Source organism: Flexivirga aerilata (assembly GCF_013002715.1).
GTDB classification, from domain to species: domain Bacteria; phylum Actinomycetota; class Actinomycetes; order Actinomycetales; family Dermatophilaceae; genus Flexivirga; species Flexivirga aerilata.
In genome coordinates, this window is the sequence record NZ_JABENB010000001.1 from 922,533 (window position 1) to 940,740 (window position 18,208).

Genomic DNA, 18,208 nt, shown 5'->3' on the forward strand with positions numbered 1-18,208 from the left:
GGATTCTTCAGATTCGGATTCTTCAAAGTTCAGGCCGCGGTCAGGACCGAACTGGTGACCGTTCCTTCAGCGCCTCGCGCGTGCACCAGGGCGGTCTGGCTGGCGCCGCGCTGAATGGCGTGTACGGCGGCGCCGAGCTCGACCGCTGCGGCGGCGCCGAGTAGGTGGCCGGTGTGCGGCTTGATCGTGTGGCGACCGACTGCGTCGCTGTTACTGCCAAGGATGGTGTCGAGGCCATGCAGTTCGGCCTGGTCAGCACCGGTCTGCCCCTGCGCGTCCAGGCCGACATAGTCGACCTCGCCGGCGTGCACGCCGGCGCGCTGCAGTGCGGTGAACGCGCTCCAGGTGGTGGCCGCAGGTTCGGCGAAGGGCGCCTTGGAGTGGGCGTGGGTGGAGGCGAAACCGCCGAACTTGGCCAACGGGGTCGCGCCGCGGGCTTGAGCGTTCGCTGCGCTCTCCAGTACGAACACCACCGAGCCCTCTCCAGCGGTGAACCCGTCCGCAGACGCGGTGAACGGCCGGTAAGTGGTTGGGGATAGCCGCCCGGTCGTCGTACAGAACGTCCAGGTGTACGGGGTGACGGGCGCCTCCGCGGCGCCGGCGATCACCAGATCGGCACGCCCGCTACGAATAGCGTCCGCCGCTGTGCCGACTGCGGTCGCGCCCGATGCGGTATCAGCCACGACGGTCTTACTGAACCCGCGCAGACCCCACCGGATGCTGACCTGCCCCTGGCTGGCCGTCGGAAACCATCCCGCAGCGATGTACGGACTGACACCGGTGTAGCCCACCTGGCAAAGCCGCCGCAGGCTGTCCTCGGTCATCTCCCAGCCGCCGAACATGTTGCCGAAGATGACTCCGGCACGATCCCGGTCGACGGCGGAGCTGAGAGTGCCGTCGTTGCTTACGAGCCCGGCTGCTCCCAGCGCTCGGTCAACCGCGACCAAAGAAAGGGCGCAGAACCGGTCGACCCGCTTGCGTAGCCTACGGGGGACGCTGGCCAACTCTGCGTCGTCCACCACGGCGGCGGTACTACTCGTGTGCCCGGTCGTGTCGAACCGGTCGATGGGGCGGGCCATCACCCGATCCCGAAAGTGGTCCGGGCTCAGCTCGCTCAGATCACGCGCGCCGGGTACGACGACGCCCACGCCGGTGATCAGGACGTCACGGTTATCTGTGCTCATTTGCGGGTCCCTTCCCGGGAGATCACAAGCGTGGAATGGATGCCGCCGAACCCGCTGGAGAGGCTCGCGACGTGCCGCAGGTCGCAGACCTCGCGGGCGTGGTTAGCGACGTAGTCCAGGTCACAGCCCGGGCCTGGCCGGACGTGGTTGATGGTGGGCGGCAGCACCTGCTCCTGGAGCGCCAGCACGGAAGCGACCAGCTCCACTGCGTTCGCCGCGGCCAACGCGTGGCCAAGCATCGATTTGATGGAGCTGACCGGAGCTTGGTCCGCGTGCGCTCCGAGAATGGTGCGGATCGCGCTGGTCTCACACACGTCGTTCTGCGGTGTCGAACTGCCGTGAGCGTTGACGTAGCCGACCTCACTGGGGTCGACGGCCGCATCCTGCAGAGCAAGCCGCAACGAGTGGCCCAGGCTCGTGCCGTCATCGGGCAGGTCGGTCATGTGGAACGCGTTGCTGGTCGACCCGAACCCCGACACCTCCGCCAGGATCGGCGCACCGCGGCGACGAGCGTGCTCCCACTCCTCCAGGACCACCAAGCCCGCACCCTCGGCCAGGACGAACCCGTCCCGGTCGGAGTCGAAAGGCCGTGATGCGTGCGCCGGGTCATCGTTGCGCACTGACAGCGCGCCAATGACGTCGAAGCAAGCGAGGACGAAAGGCGTGATCGGAGCCTCAGCCGCGCCAGCGATCATGACGTCGGCGTCTCCTCGCCGGATCGTGTCCAGGGCCGAGCCGACGGCGTCGTTGCCGCCCGTGCAACCGGTAGTCAAGGTGGTCACCGGACCCATCAGCCCGAACGTGTCCGCGATGACGCTGCTGGCGATATCGAACGTGGCTGCGCGATGCAGCCGGGGATGCGCGGAGGCGACATCGATCGGAGCGAGACCCTCCTGGGTGATATCGGGGAAGTGCTCGGTCATGAACTTGGTTCCACCGATGGCGTTCGCGAGAGAAACGCCCATGCGCGTCGGATCCGGCAGGGACTCGGCGTACAAACCTGCATTGGTGACCGCTTCGGTCGCAGTCGCCAGAGCGATCCGGACGACGCGATCCTCTCCTCCTTCAGGGTCCTCAGCCGGTGGCAGCGGTAGGACGACCTCGGGCAGCTGCCCTGCGATCCGGGATCCGAATCCGGAGGCGTCGAACCCGCTGATGGGTGACACGCCGTTGCGGCCATTCCACAACGACTCAGCGAACGCCTTCACCCCAATGCCGTTGGGCGCCATGACGCCCATGCCAGTGACAGCGACTCGTCTCATGCTGTGCCTTTCTGCGTAGTGGTGGGAGATGTGTGGTTCAGCCGGCGGCGACGGTCGGCTGCTGGATGAGCTCCTGCGCCTCGGCCCATGACGAGCACGAACCCACCGGTCGACGGCGGTCGTGCTTGCGTTGCAGACCGCGCAGGACGCGACCCGGCCCGATCTCGAGCACGCCGCCGTCGTCGGGCAGCACGTCGTCGAGGGTCCGCAGCACCGCGGTCCACTGCACGGGCGCGGTCACCTGCTCGCTCAGCGCGGCGCGGTAGCGACCCACATCACTGATCGTCGAGCCACTGATGCTGCTGATCATCGGCGTGTGACCAGGTCGCAGGTTGGCCGCGGCGATACGGGGTGCGAGCGCGTCGCGAGCCGGCGCCATCAGGTTGGAGTGGAACGCCCCAGCGACGTCGAGCTCGACCACCGTCGCGCCCAAGTCGCGCAGGCACGCGCCTACGTGGAATAGGTCGGCAGTAGGTCCGGACACCACCGTCTGCCGCACAGCGTTGTAGTTGGCCAGAACCGCGTCGCTACCCGCGCACGCGTTTGCCACGATCTCGGGCGCGATGCCGAGCACCGCCATCATGGACGCCTCCTGACGGCAGCACGCAGCCATCGCACTCGCCCGGTGGAACACCAGCTCCAGTGCCTCGCTCGGCTCGAGCCAGCCGCCCGCTGCCAGGGCAGCGAACTCGCCGACGCTATGCCCGGCCAGCACCTGCGGCCGCTCGCCCGCCTGCAGCAGCGCATCGGCGAGGCCGACCGAGACGGTGAACACCGACAGCTGCGTCAGCACGGTCGGATGCACGCCGCCCCCGTCGACCGGCTGGACGGGGACGGCAGGGTCGAAATGCGTCGCGGTGAGCTCGGACGCGTGCTCCAGAAGAGTGCGGTACGTGCCGCTTGCTAGGCGCAGGTCCTCCCCCATGCCGGGCTCTTGGCTGCCCTGGCCGGGGAACACCCACGCGCTGTGGCTTGCGCTGAAAACCATGACTCCCTCTCTTGACTATCAAGGTCGATAATCATCACTATAGCGATCATCAGGAACATGTCAATCAGTAGTTCTGATTATCAATAGGGAGATCATCGTGACTGATCTGCGATCCGCACCTGCCCCCACTACAGACGCGAATCTGCCTGACCTGCAAGCAGATTCGATGCCTACGCTGGTTGAGCGCACGGCTGAACTCGCCCGGCTTCGTGCGACCGTGCTGGCTGGACCCGACCAGCGGGCGACCGAGCGGCAGCATGCACGCAACAAGCTCACGGCGCGGGAGCGCATCGATCTGCTACTCGACCAGGGATCGTTCCGCGAGATCGAGACCTTCCGCCGGCATCGTGCGACAGGGTTCGGGCTGGAGAACCGACGTCCGGCGACCGACGGCGTCATCACCGGGTGGGGAACGGTGTACGGGAGGAAGGTCTTCGTGTACGCCCACGACTTCCGCATCTTCGGCGGTGCGTTGGGTGAGGCGCACGCACAGAAGATCTGCAAGGTCCTCGACCTGGCCGTTGCCGCACGCTGCCCAATCGTTGGCATTAACGACGGGGCCGGCGCGCGGATCCAGGAGGGAGTCACCGCGCTGGCAGGGTACGGCGAGATCTTCCGTCGGCACGTCGCGGCGTCCGGGGTCATTCCCCAGATCAGCGTCATCGCGGGTCCGTGCGCAGGTGGCGCCGCCTACTCACCTGCGCTTACGGACTTCGTCTTCACGATCCAGAACACGTCTCAGATGTTCGTCACCGGACCTGATGTGGTTGCGGCAGTGACGGGTGAGGAGGTCACCATGAATGATCTCGGTGGCGCCGTCCCGCACTCGCAGAAGTCGGGGGTCGCCCACTTCGCCCACCCGGACGAGCCCGAGTGCTTCGCCGACGTGCGCTACCTGCTGTCACTGCTCCCGCGGCACAACCAGGAGCGCCCGCCGATCGACGAAGGCCTCGACGACCCGGTCGACCGACGACTTCCCGAGCTGACGGCGATCGTTCCCGCCGACCCGGCCACGCCGTACGACATGCGCGAGGTCATCGACGCGGTGGTCGATGACCAGCAATGGATCGAGATCCACGAGAACTGGGCAAAGAACATCCTCTGCGCGCTCGGCCGCATCGGCGGCGAGGTCGTCGGAGTGGTCGCCAACCAGCCCCTGGTCCTGGCCGGTGCGCTCGACATCGCCGCGGCCGAGAAGGCCGCGCGGTTCGTCACCATGTGCGATTCCCTGGGTATCAGCCTGGTCACACTGGTGGACGTGCCTGGGTTCATGCCTGGCGTCGACCAGGAGCACGGCGGAATCATTCGCCACGGAGCCAAGCTGCTCTACGCGTACTGCAACGCCACGGTTCCTCGCGTCCAAGTCATCGTGCGTAAGGCGTACGGCGGCGCGTACATCGTGATGGACTCTCGGTCGATCGGCTGTGATCTGTCCTTCGCCTGGCCAACCAACGAGGTCGCCGTGATGGGTGCGGAGGGTGCCGCCAGCATCATCTTCCGCCGCGAGATCGCGCAGGCCGACGACCCGGACCAAGTGCGCGAAGACCGCATCAATCTCTATCGCGACGAGCTCATGCATCCCTATTACGCCGCGGAGCGCGGCTTGGTCGACGACATCATCGATCCCGCAGACACCCGGGCGGTGCTGTGCGACGCGCTCAGCACGCTGGCGACTAAGCGCGTGACGCTGTCGGAGCGCAGGCATGGCAACCAGCCGGCGTGACGTTTATAATCAGTAATACTGAATATCACTGAGACTGAGGAACTGTTGTGTCACTCGCCATCGCCTGCACTGCCGCGGCACTGCTGACGCTCTCGGCCGTCGCCGGTCTCGCAGCCCACGTCACCCGCCAACCCGTTGTCGTCGGCGAGCTCACGGTGGGGATCCTCACCGGTACCGCCCTGGTGTACTGGCGTCCCGAGCTGCTCAGTGCCCCGTCGACCCAGGAGATGACACAGCTAGCGACGCTGGGGCTGTGCCTGTTCCTGTTCACGATCGGGCAGGAGATCCGCGCCGGCGGCAGCGCCTGGCGGAGCAGTGCCGCGCTGGCGGTGCTCTCGGCGGCGATCCCGTTTGCGTTCGGGATCGCCGCAGCCCTCTGGCTCATACCGACCGGGACGACTGGCGGATGGAGCAGCACGGTGTTCCTGGGCGTCGCGATGGCGGCCACGGCGCTGCCGGTGCTCTACCGCATTCTGGACGACCACGTCGTTCCCGAACGGGTCCGCAGCCTCAGCCTCGGCGCCGCAGGAACTCTCGACCTCGTCATGTGGATCACGCTCGGTGTAATCATCCTCGCTCGCGATGCAGGGCACCCCAGTAGATGGCTGCTCGGTCCTGCCGCGGTAGCGGGCATTCTGGTCATCGGCCGGGTGGTGGCGCGCGCGCTGCGCATCCCGTGGCTGCCCCGAGCGGTCGCCGTACTCCTCCTCACGGGTTTCGTCTGGGCGGCCGCCGCCGCCACCGAAGTTGCCGGACTGCACTACGCGTGCGGGGCTATGCTCGCCGGAGTCACCATTCCGCGGGATGACTCTGCGGTGCGGGAGGTCGCCGACACCCTCCGCCACGGAACATTCGTCTGGCCGTCGCTCTACTTCGTGCTCGCGGGCGCACATGTGGACCTGGCCTCGGTCAGCCAGCAAGGTGTCTGGGTGCTGCTCGTGGGCACGGGCGCGGTCGTGACCAAGCTTGCTGGGTCATTCACCGGAGCCCGCTGGGCCGGACTCACCCGTGCCGAGGCGCGCCAGACAGCCGTCCTGATGAACACCCGTGGACTCACCGAGATCGTCATCCTGGATCTCGGCCGCCAGCTGGGACTAATCGCGCTCCCGACATACTCCGCGCTGATCCTGCTCACCCTGCTCGCCACGGCGATGACCAGTCCACTCTTACGCGCTCTGTCGCCCCAGGTCACCGAGTACCCACCCGAACCGACGCCGCTCTCCCGTCCCTCCAAGGATCGGTCGACTACGGTCACTCGCACCGCAGCCTGAGGAGTCCCGGTCGTGCTGAAGAACGAGGGTCGATACTGAAGTGATCCGGTGGGATGGGACGGCTTCCAGCGAGTCTCTTGCCTGATCTGGCTTGATTCGTTTGCCGAGCAGGCCGGATCGGAGATCGCACATTCGTGCAGCAGCTCGGCAATCCATGCCCTGCAGGCGGCTGGAAAGAAGATCTTCGCGCGCACTCTGCCGACGTGGCCGCCGTGCAGCCCCGGACCTGTGGAGTTGGACTCGGCCGTGTCCGTGATCCGCACGATGGGAGCCCTCTTCGGGTTGATAGGTGTCGAGCGGGAGGGGCATCGCTCGGCGACGTGGATCGGTCGGCTGACTGACGTGGGTCCCAAGTGGACCTGGCTGCTGGAGGTACGCCCGGATGGGTCCTGGCACCAGGAGCCGTTGGGCTACAAGACGAAGCAGATCACTTTGGTAACGGCTGATTCCATGTACCAGCAGGCGTTGAGCACCGTCGCGGGACCTCCACCTGAGGGGAACGTTCTACCGGACTGACAAGAGTCCACAGCCGCAACGGCCCTTCCGACGTCAGAACCGCGCCAGTGCCCCTTTGACGACGGCCTCTACGCGTGCCGTCATACCGCATGCGTCGACCGGACAGCGTCCGGCGACCTGGCGGCGGACCCATCGCGACTGACTGTCGTCGTAGTGCAGCAACGCGAACAGGTCCCACCACGGGTCGAGCGCGACGCCGGCGATCGACTCGTAGCGCGATCGGAGATCTTCGGACTCTTCCGGGGAGTAGAGCGCGGCGAGGTAGCGACGGCAGTGCCCGACGTCGATCGCGCGCGATCCGCGATGGATGCCGTTCCAGTCGGTCAGGCCGGTGATGGCCCCTCCGGACCAGAGGAGATTGACTGGCAGGAAGTCGCCGTGCAGAAAGACCGCTCGGTCCGCCGGTGGCGGTGCGGCCATCACCTCGAACGCCGCTCGCCATACGCCGGGTCGCTGCGCGTCCGCAGGCACCCGCAACTCGGCGAGCGGAGCAATCCAGGAGTCCGCCCAGGGCCGGAAGGTTGGGGCGGGAAGATCGAGCGAATGCACGAGCGCGGCGAGCTCGGCGGTCCTCGTCCGCCAGGAGCCGGGTTCGGTCGGGTTGAGCTCGACCTGCCCTGGAAGCCGGGTCATCAGCAGCGACGGCGAACCGTCGGTCGAGTCACCGGCAGCATCTGCGGCCAGGACGCGCGGCACCGGCAGCCCACTTCCTGCGACCAGCTCAAGATTGGCGATCTCGTTCGTGAGCGTCTCGTGCAAACCGAGGCCACCCGGATATTGACGGAGTATGACGAGAGTCCGCGCACCGCGCACGTCCACGGTGACCTCGTGCACCGCGGAGGAGACGCCTCCCGTCATACGGCGGCAATCGACGACCCGGGCGTCCGGTCCCATCGCCCTCGCGGCCCAAGCGAGCGAGGCCCGGGTAAGCGGTCGCCGCCTGAACCCGCCCTCTCTCCAGTCACTCTCGGCCACGGATGCGACGCTATCCGCGTTCACGTCACATAGGGCTGCCACACGCGCGCGACACGACGGGCCTGACTTCGCAGCGGATTCGCAGTGGCGGTTGGAACGCTCGGTGCCGTGCCCGTCAGGCATGAAGTGACCAGACAAGCAGCAGTCGGGAGAACTCTCATGACAGACCGTCAGGAACCGTCCAACCTGCCCAGTCGACGGCTGATCCTCACCGGGGGCGCAGCGGTCGCCGGCCTCACCGTCGCGAGCGTCGCGATCGCGCCGGAGGCGCAGGCTGCGTCATACGTGCGGCCGGTGAAGAATCCGACCGCGCACCCGATCACCGCCCAGTGGCGCCAGCCCGGCAACTGGGCGGCCGGCTATCACACCGGTGTCGACATCGGCTGCCCGATCGGCACGCCGGTCTACGCGACCATCGGCGGCGACGTGCGCACCGGCCGGGCCAACTGGGGCTCGGCATACGGCACGATGATCCTGATCAACGACAACGTCGACGGGTCCGACTGGGGTTATTGCCACCTGTCGCGCCGGGTCGTCAGCGACGGTCAGCGCGTCGCCACCAACCAGCTGATCGGCTACTCCGGCAACACCGGCAACACCACCGGCCCGCACCTGCACCTCGAGCGCCGTCCCCGCTACGGCGGCTACGGCACCGACAAGAACCCCAACCTCTGGCCCTGACCCACGCATAACGACCTCCGGGCGGCGCGTATGACGTGAGTCGCGCGCCGCCCGGAGGTCGTGTGCTTGATGGGAGTCGCCCAGGTGTCAGCCGGACTGCTCCGCACCTGAGTCGACCGACCGCTCCGGCGAGCCGTCACCCGACTGCTTCGTCAGGTCCGCGCGGGGCGCGGGGGCGGGAGTGACCACGCCCGGGCCGCCGAGCGCGGACCGGCGGCCGCGGGTGCGACGCGGCTTGTCGAGCACGAGCCGCGTCTGCAGGCCGGTGCCGGGGAACGCGTCGGCGATCTGACCGGCGAGCCGCTCGTAGGAGGCCCGCACGGTGTCGCCGGTGGCGCGTTCGTCGAGCGGTGCGGTGACCAGCTCCATCCGGCCGCGGCGGCTGTTGACGGTCTTGGCGTGGGCGCCGGTCACCGGGCCGTGGTCGGTCAGGTCCTGCGCGACCACGGACTCCAGCGGGCCGGCCTCGACGGTCAGCGTGCCGTTGCCCTGCCCGTCGCCGGTCGCCGGCACGGTGAAGGAACGCACCCGGGCCCGGCGCAGGTGCGCCAGCAGCCAGTAGAGACCGAGCAGCGCGAGCACGACGCCGGCCGCGGCGGTCGCCCACGGCCACCAGTCCGAGTGTGACCACTCGACGAGCCGGCCGAGCTGCAGCCGGCGCGGGTAGTCGCTGCGCACGATGTGCTGCTTCCAGTCGATCAGCAGCAGCCCGCCGGCGATCAGCACGAGACCCACGAGCGCCGTTGCGAACCGGTCGAATCGGTAGGGTGCCCGGCTCATCGCGTCACCTTCCGGCTGCGCACGGAAATCGGCATGTCACTCAGCCCTTCCTGTTGGCTCTCGACCTGTCGCTGCACCGCCTGGTCCATGCCCTCCAGCTGGCGGTCGGCGTCCGCCTGCACCGACACCTGGATCTTGCGGCGGGTATGGCGCGCGTCGGCGCTCACCACGCCGGGCGTCCTGCGCGCGGCGACGGCCGCGATCGTGGCGAGCGCCGCCGGTGAGACCCAGGCGTCGTCGGTGCCCGGCACGCGGCGGTGCGTCGCCCGGCGCGGCTTCAGCGCCGCGAAGAGCAACAACAGACCGACGACGACGGCGGCGATGCCGGCGGGCAGCGCCCACGAGGCCGGCGTCGCGTGCTGGGCGTTGTCGATCAGCGTGCTGAGCCACGGCTTGCCGCTCACCCAGTCCTGCCGGGTCAGCAACTCCTGCACCCCGACGACTCCGAGCCCGATCAGCCCGAGCGCCAGCAGGGCGGCGGTGTATGCCGCGGCCGGTCGCGCCTGGGGAGGTGGCAGCTTGCTCATATGACCCTCCGTTCGTTGCCCTGGTCGGGGCTCACCAGGTGCATCACCACGTCCACCTCGGCGACCGTGGTGCCCGACAACTTGGTCGCCTCCTGCTGCACCCGGTCACGGGTCGTGGTCATGATCTGCTCGACCGCGCACGGCCAGACCGCGGCGACGTGCAGCGTCACCCAGCTCGTCGTTCCCTTGACGGTGATGTCGGCGTGCGGGTAGCCGCGGCCGCGCAGCCGGTCCAGGCCGGACCGCTCCCGCACCGTGCCGGGGACCGTCGTCGCGGCGTGCTCCACCAGGTGCTGGAGGGCGCCGGGACGCACCTCCAGCCGGCCGCGGGTGGCCGGGTCGCCCAGCTCGGCGGCGGTGCCGGTGTCCGTCGGTGCGGTCTGCGTGGGCGCGGCGTCCTGCTCAGCCACGGCGGTTCCACAGGGCAGTCAGGTCGAGCTCACCGCCGACATGACCGCCGACCAGGTAGCCGCCGCCGCCCAGCACGATCGCCAACAGCAGGCCGAGCCATCCGCCGGTCACGATGGCGATGGTGAGCAACAGTCCGGCGAACAGGCCGGTGGTAGAGGCAGTCATCGAAAAATCTCCTTCGTGCGAAACGGGCTCCCGAGTGGTGTGCCCGGTCAGAGCTGGCCGTAGCGGCGGGCGCCCGGCCAGCCGCGGGGGAGGTGCCGGCGTACGGCGGTGGTCACCGAGCGGGCGCGGCCGGTGACGGCCCGCACCGCGCGGCTGCCGGCGGTGGTGTGCACCACCGTCATACCCTCGGCGCCGTGCAGCACACCCATGGCGGCGGCGCGCCGCTGCTCGAGCGCCTGCATGGCGGCGATGTAGTCGTCCGGGTCGCCGCCCAGGTCCGGATGCAGCCGCCGCGCCACGCGGCGCCGCTCGGCAGACCAGACGTCTTCGGTCATGCCGAGTCGGCGTGGTCGGCGATGTCCTCGACCGCGACGTCGACCGGGCCTTGCGCACCGGCCGCGCGCGCGGCATCCCGCACGGCGTCGGCGGTCGCCGCGATCGGCGCACCGGCCGCGAGCACCACGTGGATGTCCCACCCGTGCTCGCTGCGGCGTATGCCGGTGACGCGCCGCCCGGGCAGGTAGGTGCCCACCTGGCCGAACGCGCCACCGTGCAGGCCCTGGACGCCGCGCACGTCCTCGACGCGCGCGGCGATCAGCTCCGAGAGGTCACGCGTGGTGTCCGGTGAGGACTCATTCGACACGGGACTGCCCGTTGTCGCTGTCGTCGCCGTCGTCCAGGAACACGTCGTGCACGGTGATGTTGACCTCGGTCACCTGCAGGCCGGTCATGCTCTCGACCGCGTCGATCACGTTGCGGCGCACACCGGCGGCCAGGTCGGCGATGGCGACGCCGTAGTCGGCGACCAGGTCGATGTCGACGGCGGCCTGGCGCTCGCCGACCTCCACGCTGACGCCCTGGGAGTGGTTGGTGCGCGAGCCCGGGATGCGCTCGCGGATCGCGCCGACCGCACGCGCGGCACCGCCGCCGAGCGAGTGCACACCGGAGACCTCACGGGTGGCGACGCCGGCGATCTTGGAGACCACCGTGTCGGCGATCGAGGTGCGGCCCTTGGAGGTGACCAGCGGGCCGTCGGCGCGCTGCTCGACCTTGCCGTTGCCGTCCCGGTCGCGGCGCGTTGCGGTCGAGGAGCTGTCCTCGTCCTGCGCGCGGTGGGTACCGGTCGGGTTCGGGGTCTGAGTCATGGGCAGTCCTTTCATCGGCGCTGAATCGGATAGTGGTTGGTCGTTGCGGGTCGGCAAATCCTCACGGTGATCTACGTCATATTTCAGGATCGGTCAGGATGGCACCGTGCCACACGACACCAGCGCGCCCGAGCGACCGGATGCCATGCCGGATGTCGAGCTGGCCCGCGCGGCCCGGCTCGGCGACGAGGTCGCGTTCGAGCAGATCGTGGACCGGCACGGGCCGGCCATGTATCGCTTCGCGCGCCGGTTGCTGTTGCACGACGCCAACGCGCAGGACGTGGTGCAGGACGCGTTCGTGTCGGCCTGGAAGGACCTGCCGTCATACGCCGGGAGGTCGAGCCTGCGCACCTGGCTGTTCAGTCTCACCGCCCGCCGGGCCGCCGACCTGCAGCGGCGGCGCACGCCGGTGCCGGTCGACGACGAGGTGCTCACGACCCTGCTGCCCGCGACCACCCGCAGCCCGCAGCAGGACGCGCTGGACCGCGAGCTCGTGACCGCGCTGCGGCAGGCGCTCGCCGAGCTGCCGTGGCGACAGCGCGCGATCTGGCTGCTGCGGGAGATCGACGGGCTGAGCTACCGGGAGATCGCCGACGCGCTCGCGATCCCCGAGGACAGTGTCCGCGGGCAGCTCTACCGGGGCCGCCGGGCCCTCGCCGAAAGGATGAATTCGTGGCGATGAACGATGCCGACGATCCGCTGGCCCGGGCCACCGCGGCGATGAAGCGGAGCGAGGAGCCGGTGTGGGCCGGTGACCAGCGGGCGCACGTGCTGCGCAGGGTGCGGTCGGCGGTGACGCCCGCCGAGTTGGTCACCACCGACGGCGCCGGCGACCACGACGCCGACGGCTCGACCACGTCCGTGTCGACGCGCGTGCTGCGCCGTCTGCTGCGTGAGGGGCTGCCCGCCGACGACAGCTCGGCGCTGGACCGCCTGACCTTCACCGTCGACGGTGGCCGGCTGACCGCACTCGGTCTGCGGCTCGTCGGCGTTTACGGGCACGACCTGCGGCGGGCGGCGGAGACGCGTCGCGAGCGGGCGCGGGCGATCCTCGCCGACCTGCTCGGCTACGACGACTTCCCGATCGACGTGTCGGTCGCCGACGTGCTCGGGGAGAGCTGACGCAGCGCCGCGTCGCCCCAGCCGGTCGGGTCGTCGCCGTCCGGCACGAAGAGCAATGCATGCCACAGCACGAGCGGCTCCCACCAGCTCGCCTCGGCCGTGGTCAGCCGGCGGTGCGACTCATAACCGTCACGCAGGGCCTGCCGGACGGCCGGGGAGACCGGGCCCCAGTCATGGAAGCGGGTGCCGAGAAGCACTGCGGATCGTGCGAGTTCGCCGATGCAGTGGTCGAGGCGGGCCTCCTCGAAATCGAGGACCGCGGTGACGCGGCCTGCGGCATACAGGATGTTGGCGGAGCGGTAGTCGCCGTGCACGAGCTGCTTCGGCGGCAGGTCGGGGCGTGCGGCGGCGACGAGTGACCGGAGTCGGTCGAGGGCCCCGGCGGGCAGGTGGCGCGGTGCGACCTCGAGCCAGCCGGTGACCTGCTCGCGCAGGCTCTGGCGCGGCGCCACGACCCCCGCCATCGGCCCGTATGACGAGAGCTCCTCATGCAGCAGCGCCAGCGTCACCCCGGCCGCGCGCACCTGGGCCGCGTCCTCAATGTCCAATAGCTCGCCGGTGACCTTGCGCTGCAATCCCATTGAGGCACCGTCGATTTCGACCTGCAGCCGGCCGTCGCGCGCCGGCACCGGCATCGAGACCGGCAGGCCGCCTGCGCCGAGCCGGGCCGTCAGGGCGGCCAGCGCGGCGAGCCGTGGGAAGGTGCCGGCCGCGACCGACCACCTCGCGAGCATCGGGCCGTCCGGCGTCGTCAGCCAGGCGAGTGCGTTGTGGCTGCTCAGCACGATGCGTTCGCAGCGGTCGACGACGACGCCGTAATCGTCGGCCAGGGTCGCGCTGACCCACCGGGCGGCGGAGCCGGCGTCGTCGAAGCCGAACCTCGTCCGGAGGACGACGTCCGGGTCACCCGACTCCCACAGCAGCTGGACCGGCGGCGCACTCACCAGGCCAATCCATCACGACTCCAGCGGATTTCCGTGGAGGAGGAGGTCGAGTCCGGCGATCAGTTCGTCGATCTCGCCCGCGCTCAACACCGCGTATGCCGGGCCGGCAAGCTCGTCGGTGAGCTGCTCGATGCGGTCCTTGAGGTCGCGCCCCTGCGGGGTGAATCCGCCTGCGGCGTCGACGATTCCACGCTCTTGGAGGCCGGCGACGAGTGCCGAGACGTGGGCGCGCGGCAGGTGGTGCAGTCGTCCGAACTCGTGCGCCTGCATCCCGAGATCGATCGCGAGCAGCACGTGCGCCTCGCCGCCGGAGATGCCGTGCGTGACCAGTGTGGCGTTATGGCCGTCGCCGCGGTGCTCGCGCAGCAGCGTCGCCGCGTGCCAGAGCCGGGCCACCGGGTCCTGCGGCAACGGGAGTGCGCGGAGCGCGGCATACAGCAGCCGCCCCTCGGTCGGCGCACTCGTCGCCGCCTTGGTGGCGAGCTCGGCCACCCGCGGCAGCGCGGGAGAGTCCACCCGCGAGCCGAGTCGCCGCCGCAGCGCGTCGGCGCTGCCACGCTCGCGGATCGCGAGTGCCTCGTCGGGTGTGACCTTGCTCCACACCCACGGGATGTGCCGCGCCACCTCGCCGTCGGCGAAGTTGTAGAACACCGCGTGCACCACCTCGGCCGGCACGAGGCCGAGCGGCGCCGCGCGGCCGGCGAAGTAACCGTCCCAGTAGTTGCGCATGCCGGCCGCGAGGAACGCCTCGTTCGGCACGTCGGAGAAGGTGATGGTGCCGATCGGCTCGACGAGTTCGAAGAGGCGGTGGATCGTGGCTGGTGAGTGCTGCATCGGTGTCAGCTCCTGAAGGCTCGGCCGGCGCCCCGGTGGCGACGTCTCATTGTTGCTACGAACGGCTCGCGCCGAAATCGACAGCGGCGGCCCGGCTTCCGCTGCGCGTCCCCGCGTAGTCTCGGCGGGTCGATGCGGGTGAGGTGGGCGATGAAGCGGTGACGGAGAGGTCTGACGCGATGACGAACGAGGCTGCCGACGGTCGGGTGGAGACGGCCGTGCAGGGATCGGTGGCGACGATCACGCTGCACAATCCCGCGAAGCGCAACGCGATGACCACTCGCATGTGGGACTCGCTGCCGCCGCTGCTCGCCGAGCTCGAGCAGGACGCGTCCGTGCTCGCTGTGGTGCTGACCGGCGCCGGGGAGCACTTCTGCGCCGGCGCCGACATCACGTCGCTCGTCGGCACCCTCGGCATCGAATCTCCTGTGACCCCAGACGATTCCGGTATGGCGTTGTCCCCGCCCGAGCGCGCCGAGGAAGCGCTGGCCGCCTTCGCCAAGCCGACGGTGGCCGCAATCCGCGGCGCGTGCGTCGGCGGCGGCGTCGAGCTGGCATTGGCGTGCGATCTGCGAATCGCGAGCAATACCGCCAGATTCGGCGTCACCCCGGCCAAGATCGGGGTCTTCTACCCGCCACGCACGACGGCGCGTCTCGTGGCGGCGGTCGGCCCGGCATACGCCAAGCAGCTGCTGTTCACCGGCGACCTGATGCTCGCCGACGAGGCGCGGCGCATCGGGCTGGTCAACGAACTCGCCGAGTCGGACGCGCTCGACAACGTCGTCGCGTCGCTGCTCGAGACTATCACGGCACGCTCGCAGCTGAGCATTCGTGCAGCGAAGGCGATCGTCGACGCGGCGACGGCGTATGGCGTCGACGGGCCGCTCGGCGCGGTCGCCACTGCGACGCACTGGCAGGACGTGATGGTGCGGTCTGGTGACCCGCAGGAGGGCATCGCCGCCTTCGCCGAGCGGCGGGCGCCGGAGTTTCGGTGGCGGTGAGCGACCGGTGATCCTCCCGAAGGTGCGTGATCCGCGCATGATCACGATCCGTCGCGGCGGCACGCTCACCGACGAGCATCATCGACTGCTCGCACTGTGGGCGGCCGACTGCGCCGAACGCGTGCTGCCGCTCTTCGAGTCCAAGCGGCCGGACGACCCGCGACCGCGCGAGGCGATCGAGCAGATCCGCGCGTGGTCGCGAGGGGAGGTCGGCATGATGACGTCGCGCGCGGCCGGCGGCCACGCGATGGGCGCCGCCCGTCCCCTGCGGGGCGCGCCCCGGTTTGCGGCGTATGCCGCGGGTCAGGCCGGCGTCGTCGCGCACGTCGCCGAGCACGACCTGGGCGCTGCGGCATACGCGATCAAGGCGGTGCGCGCGGCGGCGCCCAAGGGGATGGAGGCAGCCGCCGGGGCTGCCGAAGGTCATTGGCAGCGCGAGCAATTGCCCGACGCGGTGCGGGACCTCGTGCTCGAGGACCAGCGGAGGCGCAACGAGATCTGCTGGTCGGTGTTCGGGTGACCGTGCGTCGCTATCCCGAGGCGCTGCGGGTCGACGACACCCTCTCGCTACGGCCCGCGACCGACGCCGACGCAGAGTTGATCAGCGGCTGGACGCAGGCGCCGGAGGTGCACGAGGGCTGGGGCGGGACGCCGCTCTCGGTCGCCGAGGTGCTCGCCAAGTACACCGGCCGCAGGGCGCCGCGGGTTGCGTCATACCTGGTGGTCGAGGGGGCCGAGCCGGTCGGCTATCTGCAGGCGTGGCAGGACGAATCTGCCTGTGGTCTGGACCTTTTCATCGCTGCACCCGCGCAGGGCCGGGGCATCGGACCGCGCGTGGCTCGAGCCCTCGCGGTCGCACTCGACGCGCTGGGCTGGCGGCCGCTCACCGTCGACCCGGCGGTCGGCAACGAGCGTGCGGTGCGGGCCTGGCAGGCAGCCGGGTTCGTGATGACGGGCCAGCAGGGTGTCGACCACGGGCGGCCGACCCACCTCATGGTGTTCGGCGGCGGATGACGCAGCGGTGCGCCGGAAACTTGTGTCGAACATATGTACAATTATGCCGATCGACGGTATTCTGGTGGCACGACGAAACCCACTGCGGCGGAGGGAGATTCGGGCCATGTCTCTCGATTCTGCTGTGCCGCTGCCCGAGTGTCCGGGCGTGCCGGGTGAGGCATCGCGGGTGCCGGTTGAGCCGGGGCGCGGGCCGGTCGTGTTGGAGCGAGTGCGGGAGCTTGCGGCGTTGCTGGATGAGGTGCCGGAGGTGGTGCATCAGCTCGGGGAGGAGCAGTTGGAGGCACTGACCGAAACCCTGCTGGGACTGTCGGGCCGGTTCGCGCAGCTTGCGACCGTCGCCACTGTGGAAGCGGTTGACCGTGGGACGGTTGCGGGTTCGACGGCGGCGAACACCACCCAGTGGGTATGCCGTCACGCCGAAGCGTCCGGGGTGCCGATCGAACCGGTGGAGGCGAAGTCGATCGCGGTGGTGGCGGAGGCGTGCCGGGAGCGGAAGAACGCGGTCATCGCGGCAGCGGTCGCACGTGGGTCGTGCACGGTGTCGACCGCGCGAGCGGCGTTGACGAATGCGGACAAGGTCGCGCCGGTCATCCCTTCGGCGGACCGGGATGAAGTGCTGGCGTGGTTCCTGCAACTCGACCCGGCACTCGGCGCCAAGGGTGTGCAGGCATTGACCCGGAAGATCCTGGCGACCTACGCCACCGAAGCACTCTCAGCACAGGACGCGAAACTCGAACAGGTCGAAACCCTGACCTGGGGTACGACCGCTACTGGGATGACCCGGTTGGTCGCGGAGTTGGCGCCGGCGAATGCTGCGGTGTTGAAGGCGGCGATCACCGCCGGGTCCGCACCACGGCCCGCTTCCCTGACCGCAGACCCCGCCGCGGCGGCCGCTGCCGGCACTGGCACTGGCGAGTCCGTGCGGGACGAGCGGACTCCGGGCAAGCGCCGGGCGGATGCGTTGATGGAGCTGATCGCTGCGGGCGCGAAAGTTGCTGCCGGTGAGGTCGCGCCCGTCGGGTCGGCGGCGACAATCCTGCTGACCATGGACCTGAGCGCCCTTACCCAGGGGATTGGTGGGGCAACCACACCCACCGGTGACGTGCTCGACGCCGGAGCGGCCCGGCGGGCAGCGTGTGACGCGGAGCTGATCCCGGCAGTGTTGGGTGGGCCGAGTCAGCCGTTGGATGTGGGCCGGCGAGAACGCCTGGTCACCAAGGGTTTACGCGCGGCTGTCGTCATACGCGATGGCGGGTGCACCTTCCCCGGGTGCGATCGGCCACCGGGTTTCTGCGAAGTCCATCACGTGATCCCGTGGTGGGCCGGCGGGGAAACCAGCCTGACCAATTCGGCCATGCTGTGCTGCCGGCACCACCAGGAAGTCCACCGCCACGGGTTCATGGCACAGGTTCGCCCCGACGGCGTCACCTGGGACCTCACCCCCGGCCGCATGCCCAGCCACACCCACGCGGCGGCATAGCTGAACTGCGTCGGTCGATCGATTGCGCGACTTTGTTCGGCGGCAGGCGCCCGTCAGCAGAGACCGTGTCAGCAGCGACCCGTCGGAAAGAACTCAGAGCGGACCGATCCGGTTGTTCATCCGCTGGTTGTGCGCGGCCCGCCCGCACGAGCTCGCGCCGCAGGAGATGACGGCTCAAGATG

Annotated in this window: 22 protein-coding genes; 9 read left to right on the forward strand and 13 right to left on the reverse strand. The window is 69.6% G+C overall.

Features of this window, described 5'->3' with window-relative positions; all coding sequences use genetic code 11:
• Positions 1-29: 29 nt before the first annotated feature.
• From HJ588_RS04350 to HJ588_RS04360, 3 genes are read right to left on the reverse strand one after another with little or no spacing between them, the layout of a single operon-like run.
• On the reverse strand, positions 30-1,184 hold the full coding sequence (locus HJ588_RS04350) for a beta-ketoacyl-[acyl-carrier-protein] synthase family protein (protein WP_171152344.1): 1,155 nt from the start codon (positions 1,182-1,184) through the stop codon (positions 30-32).
• Positions 1,181-2,446 carry a beta-ketoacyl-[acyl-carrier-protein] synthase family protein gene (locus HJ588_RS04355; protein WP_171152348.1) on the reverse strand — a complete coding sequence of 422 codons (1,266 nt, stop codon included), beginning with the start codon at positions 2,444-2,446 and terminating at the stop codon, positions 1,181-1,183. The genes HJ588_RS04350 and HJ588_RS04355 overlap by 4 nt, the downstream gene beginning before the upstream one ends.
• 37 nt (positions 2,447-2,483) lie before the next feature.
• Positions 2,484-3,434 (reverse strand): ACP S-malonyltransferase, encoded by a 951-nt coding sequence (locus tag HJ588_RS04360; protein ID WP_171152352.1) that lies wholly within the window; start codon positions 3,432-3,434, stop codon positions 2,484-2,486.
• 97 nt (positions 3,435-3,531) lie between these two features.
• Between HJ588_RS04360 and HJ588_RS04365 the strand changes: the two genes are divergently transcribed.
• Both HJ588_RS04365 and HJ588_RS04370 read left to right on the forward strand, forming a co-directional pair.
• The gene (locus tag HJ588_RS04365) at positions 3,532-5,157 is read left to right on the forward strand and encodes an acyl-CoA carboxylase subunit beta (RefSeq protein ID WP_212755280.1); all 1,626 of its coding nucleotides are present in this window, start codon (positions 3,532-3,534) and stop codon (positions 5,155-5,157) included.
• A 47-nt stretch (positions 5,158-5,204) separates the two neighbouring features.
• On the forward strand, positions 5,205-6,428 hold the full coding sequence (locus HJ588_RS04370) for a cation:proton antiporter domain-containing protein (RefSeq protein WP_171152356.1): 1,224 nt from the start codon (positions 5,205-5,207) through the stop codon (positions 6,426-6,428).
• Between the two features lie 549 nt (positions 6,429-6,977).
• On the opposite strand, the gene HJ588_RS04375 is transcribed toward HJ588_RS04370, so the two are convergent.
• Positions 6,978-7,802 (reverse strand): phosphotransferase family protein, encoded by an 825-nt coding sequence (locus HJ588_RS04375; protein WP_171152359.1) that lies wholly within the window; start codon positions 7,800-7,802, stop codon positions 6,978-6,980.
• Positions 7,803-8,078: 276 nt separating this feature from the next.
• On the opposite strand from HJ588_RS04375, the gene HJ588_RS04380 reads away from it, so the two are divergent.
• Positions 8,079-8,600, forward strand: coding sequence for a M23 family metallopeptidase (locus HJ588_RS04380; RefSeq protein ID WP_171152364.1), 522 nt, complete (start codon positions 8,079-8,081; stop codon positions 8,598-8,600).
• 87 nt (positions 8,601-8,687) lie between these two features.
• Here the strand turns inward: HJ588_RS04380 and HJ588_RS04385 are convergent, their stop codons facing one another.
• From HJ588_RS04385 to HJ588_RS04415, 7 genes are read right to left on the reverse strand one after another with little or no spacing between them, the layout of a single operon-like run.
• Positions 8,688-9,380 carry a hypothetical protein gene (locus HJ588_RS04385; RefSeq protein WP_171152368.1) on the reverse strand — a complete coding sequence of 231 codons (693 nt, stop codon included), beginning with the start codon at positions 9,378-9,380 and terminating at the stop codon, positions 8,688-8,690.
• A complete protein-coding gene (locus HJ588_RS04390) occupies positions 9,377-9,907 on the reverse strand; it encodes a DUF6286 domain-containing protein (protein ID WP_171152370.1) in 531 nt (176 codons plus the stop codon). Before HJ588_RS04390 ends, HJ588_RS04385 begins: the two co-directional genes overlap by 4 nt.
• Positions 9,904-10,317, reverse strand: coding sequence for an Asp23/Gls24 family envelope stress response protein (locus tag HJ588_RS04395; RefSeq protein ID WP_171152374.1), 414 nt, complete (start codon positions 10,315-10,317; stop codon positions 9,904-9,906). The genes HJ588_RS04390 and HJ588_RS04395 overlap by 4 nt, the downstream gene beginning before the upstream one ends.
• Entirely contained in the window at positions 10,310-10,483 is a 174-nt protein-coding gene (locus HJ588_RS04400; RefSeq protein ID WP_171152378.1) for a DUF2273 domain-containing protein, read from the reverse strand. The genes HJ588_RS04395 and HJ588_RS04400 overlap by 8 nt, the downstream gene beginning before the upstream one ends.
• 47 nt (positions 10,484-10,530) lie before the next feature.
• A complete protein-coding gene (locus HJ588_RS04405) occupies positions 10,531-10,818 on the reverse strand; it encodes a hypothetical protein (RefSeq protein WP_171152381.1) in 288 nt (95 codons plus the stop codon).
• Positions 10,815-11,126, reverse strand: a complete 312-nt coding sequence (locus HJ588_RS04410; RefSeq protein WP_171152383.1) for a hypothetical protein — start codon at positions 11,124-11,126, stop codon at positions 10,815-10,817. The genes HJ588_RS04405 and HJ588_RS04410 overlap by 4 nt, the downstream gene beginning before the upstream one ends.
• Entirely contained in the window at positions 11,116-11,628 is a 513-nt protein-coding gene (locus tag HJ588_RS04415) for an Asp23/Gls24 family envelope stress response protein (RefSeq protein ID WP_171152386.1), read from the reverse strand. Before HJ588_RS04415 ends, HJ588_RS04410 begins: the two co-directional genes overlap by 11 nt.
• 106 nt (positions 11,629-11,734) lie before the next feature.
• On the opposite strand from HJ588_RS04415, the gene HJ588_RS04420 reads away from it, so the two are divergent.
• Both HJ588_RS04420 and HJ588_RS04425 read left to right on the forward strand, forming a co-directional pair.
• Positions 11,735-12,310 carry an RNA polymerase sigma factor gene (locus tag HJ588_RS04420; protein WP_343036590.1) on the forward strand — a complete coding sequence of 192 codons (576 nt, stop codon included), beginning with the start codon at positions 11,735-11,737 and terminating at the stop codon, positions 12,308-12,310.
• Positions 12,301-12,750, forward strand: a complete 450-nt coding sequence (locus tag HJ588_RS04425; RefSeq protein WP_171152389.1) for a hypothetical protein — start codon at positions 12,301-12,303, stop codon at positions 12,748-12,750. The genes HJ588_RS04420 and HJ588_RS04425 overlap by 10 nt, the downstream gene beginning before the upstream one ends.
• Here the strand turns inward: HJ588_RS04425 and HJ588_RS04430 are convergent.
• Positions 12,696-13,694 (reverse strand): phosphotransferase enzyme family protein, encoded by a 999-nt coding sequence (locus tag HJ588_RS04430; protein WP_212755281.1) that lies wholly within the window; start codon positions 13,692-13,694, stop codon positions 12,696-12,698. The two genes, HJ588_RS04425 and HJ588_RS04430, sit on opposite strands and share 55 nt — an antisense overlap.
• A 12-nt stretch (positions 13,695-13,706) precedes the next feature.
• Positions 13,707-14,528 (reverse strand): SCO6745 family protein, encoded by an 822-nt coding sequence (locus HJ588_RS04435; protein ID WP_171152392.1) that lies wholly within the window; start codon positions 14,526-14,528, stop codon positions 13,707-13,709.
• 179 nt (positions 14,529-14,707) lie between these two features.
• Here HJ588_RS04435 and HJ588_RS04440 point away from each other — a divergent pair, with 179 nt between their 5' ends.
• The 4 genes from HJ588_RS04440 to HJ588_RS04455 all read left to right on the forward strand — a co-directional run bounded on the left by HJ588_RS04440 (position 14,708) and on the right by HJ588_RS04455 (position 18,026).
• The gene (locus HJ588_RS04440; RefSeq protein WP_171152394.1) at positions 14,708-15,529 is read left to right on the forward strand and encodes an enoyl-CoA hydratase/isomerase family protein; all 822 of its coding nucleotides are present in this window, start codon (positions 14,708-14,710) and stop codon (positions 15,527-15,529) included.
• A 37-nt stretch (positions 15,530-15,566) separates the two neighbouring features.
• Entirely contained in the window at positions 15,567-16,049 is a 483-nt protein-coding gene (locus tag HJ588_RS04445) for a putative immunity protein (protein WP_212755282.1), read from the forward strand.
• Positions 16,046-16,543, forward strand: a complete 498-nt coding sequence (locus tag HJ588_RS04450) for a GNAT family N-acetyltransferase (RefSeq protein WP_212755283.1) — start codon at positions 16,046-16,048, stop codon at positions 16,541-16,543. Before HJ588_RS04445 ends, HJ588_RS04450 begins: the two co-directional genes overlap by 4 nt.
• 106 nt (positions 16,544-16,649) lie before the next feature.
• A complete protein-coding gene (locus tag HJ588_RS04455) occupies positions 16,650-18,026 on the forward strand; it encodes an HNH endonuclease signature motif containing protein (protein WP_171152400.1) in 1,377 nt (458 codons plus the stop codon).
• Positions 18,027-18,208: the final 182 nt, after the last annotated feature.

Excerpts from the sequence above, each read along its gene's own strand:
- HJ588_RS04350 (WP_171152344.1), bottom strand. The coding sequence starts at position 1,184 with ATGAGCACAGATAACCGTGACGTCCTGATCACCGGCGTGGGCGTCGTC.
- HJ588_RS04355 (WP_171152348.1), bottom strand. The coding sequence starts at position 2,446 with ATGAGACGAGTCGCTGTCACTGGCATGGGCGTCATGGCGCCCAACGGC.
- HJ588_RS04360 (WP_171152352.1), bottom strand. The coding sequence starts at position 3,434 with ATGGTTTTCAGCGCAAGCCACAGCGCGTGGGTGTTCCCCGGCCAGGGC.
- HJ588_RS04375 (WP_171152359.1), bottom strand. The coding sequence starts at position 7,802 with ATGACGGGAGGCGTCTCCTCCGCGGTGCACGAGGTCACCGTGGACGTG.
- HJ588_RS04380 (WP_171152364.1), top strand. The coding sequence starts at position 8,079 with ATGACAGACCGTCAGGAACCGTCCAACCTGCCCAGTCGACGGCTGATC.
- HJ588_RS04385 (WP_171152368.1), bottom strand. The coding sequence starts at position 9,380 with ATGAGCCGGGCACCCTACCGATTCGACCGGTTCGCAACGGCGCTCGTG.
- HJ588_RS04390 (WP_171152370.1), bottom strand. The coding sequence starts at position 9,907 with ATGAGCAAGCTGCCACCTCCCCAGGCGCGACCGGCCGCGGCATACACC.
- HJ588_RS04400 (WP_171152378.1), bottom strand. The coding sequence starts at position 10,483 with ATGACTGCCTCTACCACCGGCCTGTTCGCCGGACTGTTGCTCACCATC.
- HJ588_RS04405 (WP_171152381.1), bottom strand. The coding sequence starts at position 10,818 with ATGACCGAAGACGTCTGGTCTGCCGAGCGGCGCCGCGTGGCGCGGCGG.
- HJ588_RS04415 (WP_171152386.1), bottom strand. The coding sequence starts at position 11,628 with ATGACTCAGACCCCGAACCCGACCGGTACCCACCGCGCGCAGGACGAG.
- HJ588_RS04435 (WP_171152392.1), bottom strand. The coding sequence starts at position 14,528 with ATGCAGCACTCACCAGCCACGATCCACCGCCTCTTCGAACTCGTCGAG.
- HJ588_RS04440 (WP_171152394.1), top strand. The coding sequence starts at position 14,708 with ATGACGAACGAGGCTGCCGACGGTCGGGTGGAGACGGCCGTGCAGGGA.
- HJ588_RS04445 (WP_212755282.1), top strand. The coding sequence starts at position 15,567 with ATGATCACGATCCGTCGCGGCGGCACGCTCACCGACGAGCATCATCGA.
- HJ588_RS04455 (WP_171152400.1), top strand. The coding sequence starts at position 16,650 with ATGTCTCTCGATTCTGCTGTGCCGCTGCCCGAGTGTCCGGGCGTGCCG.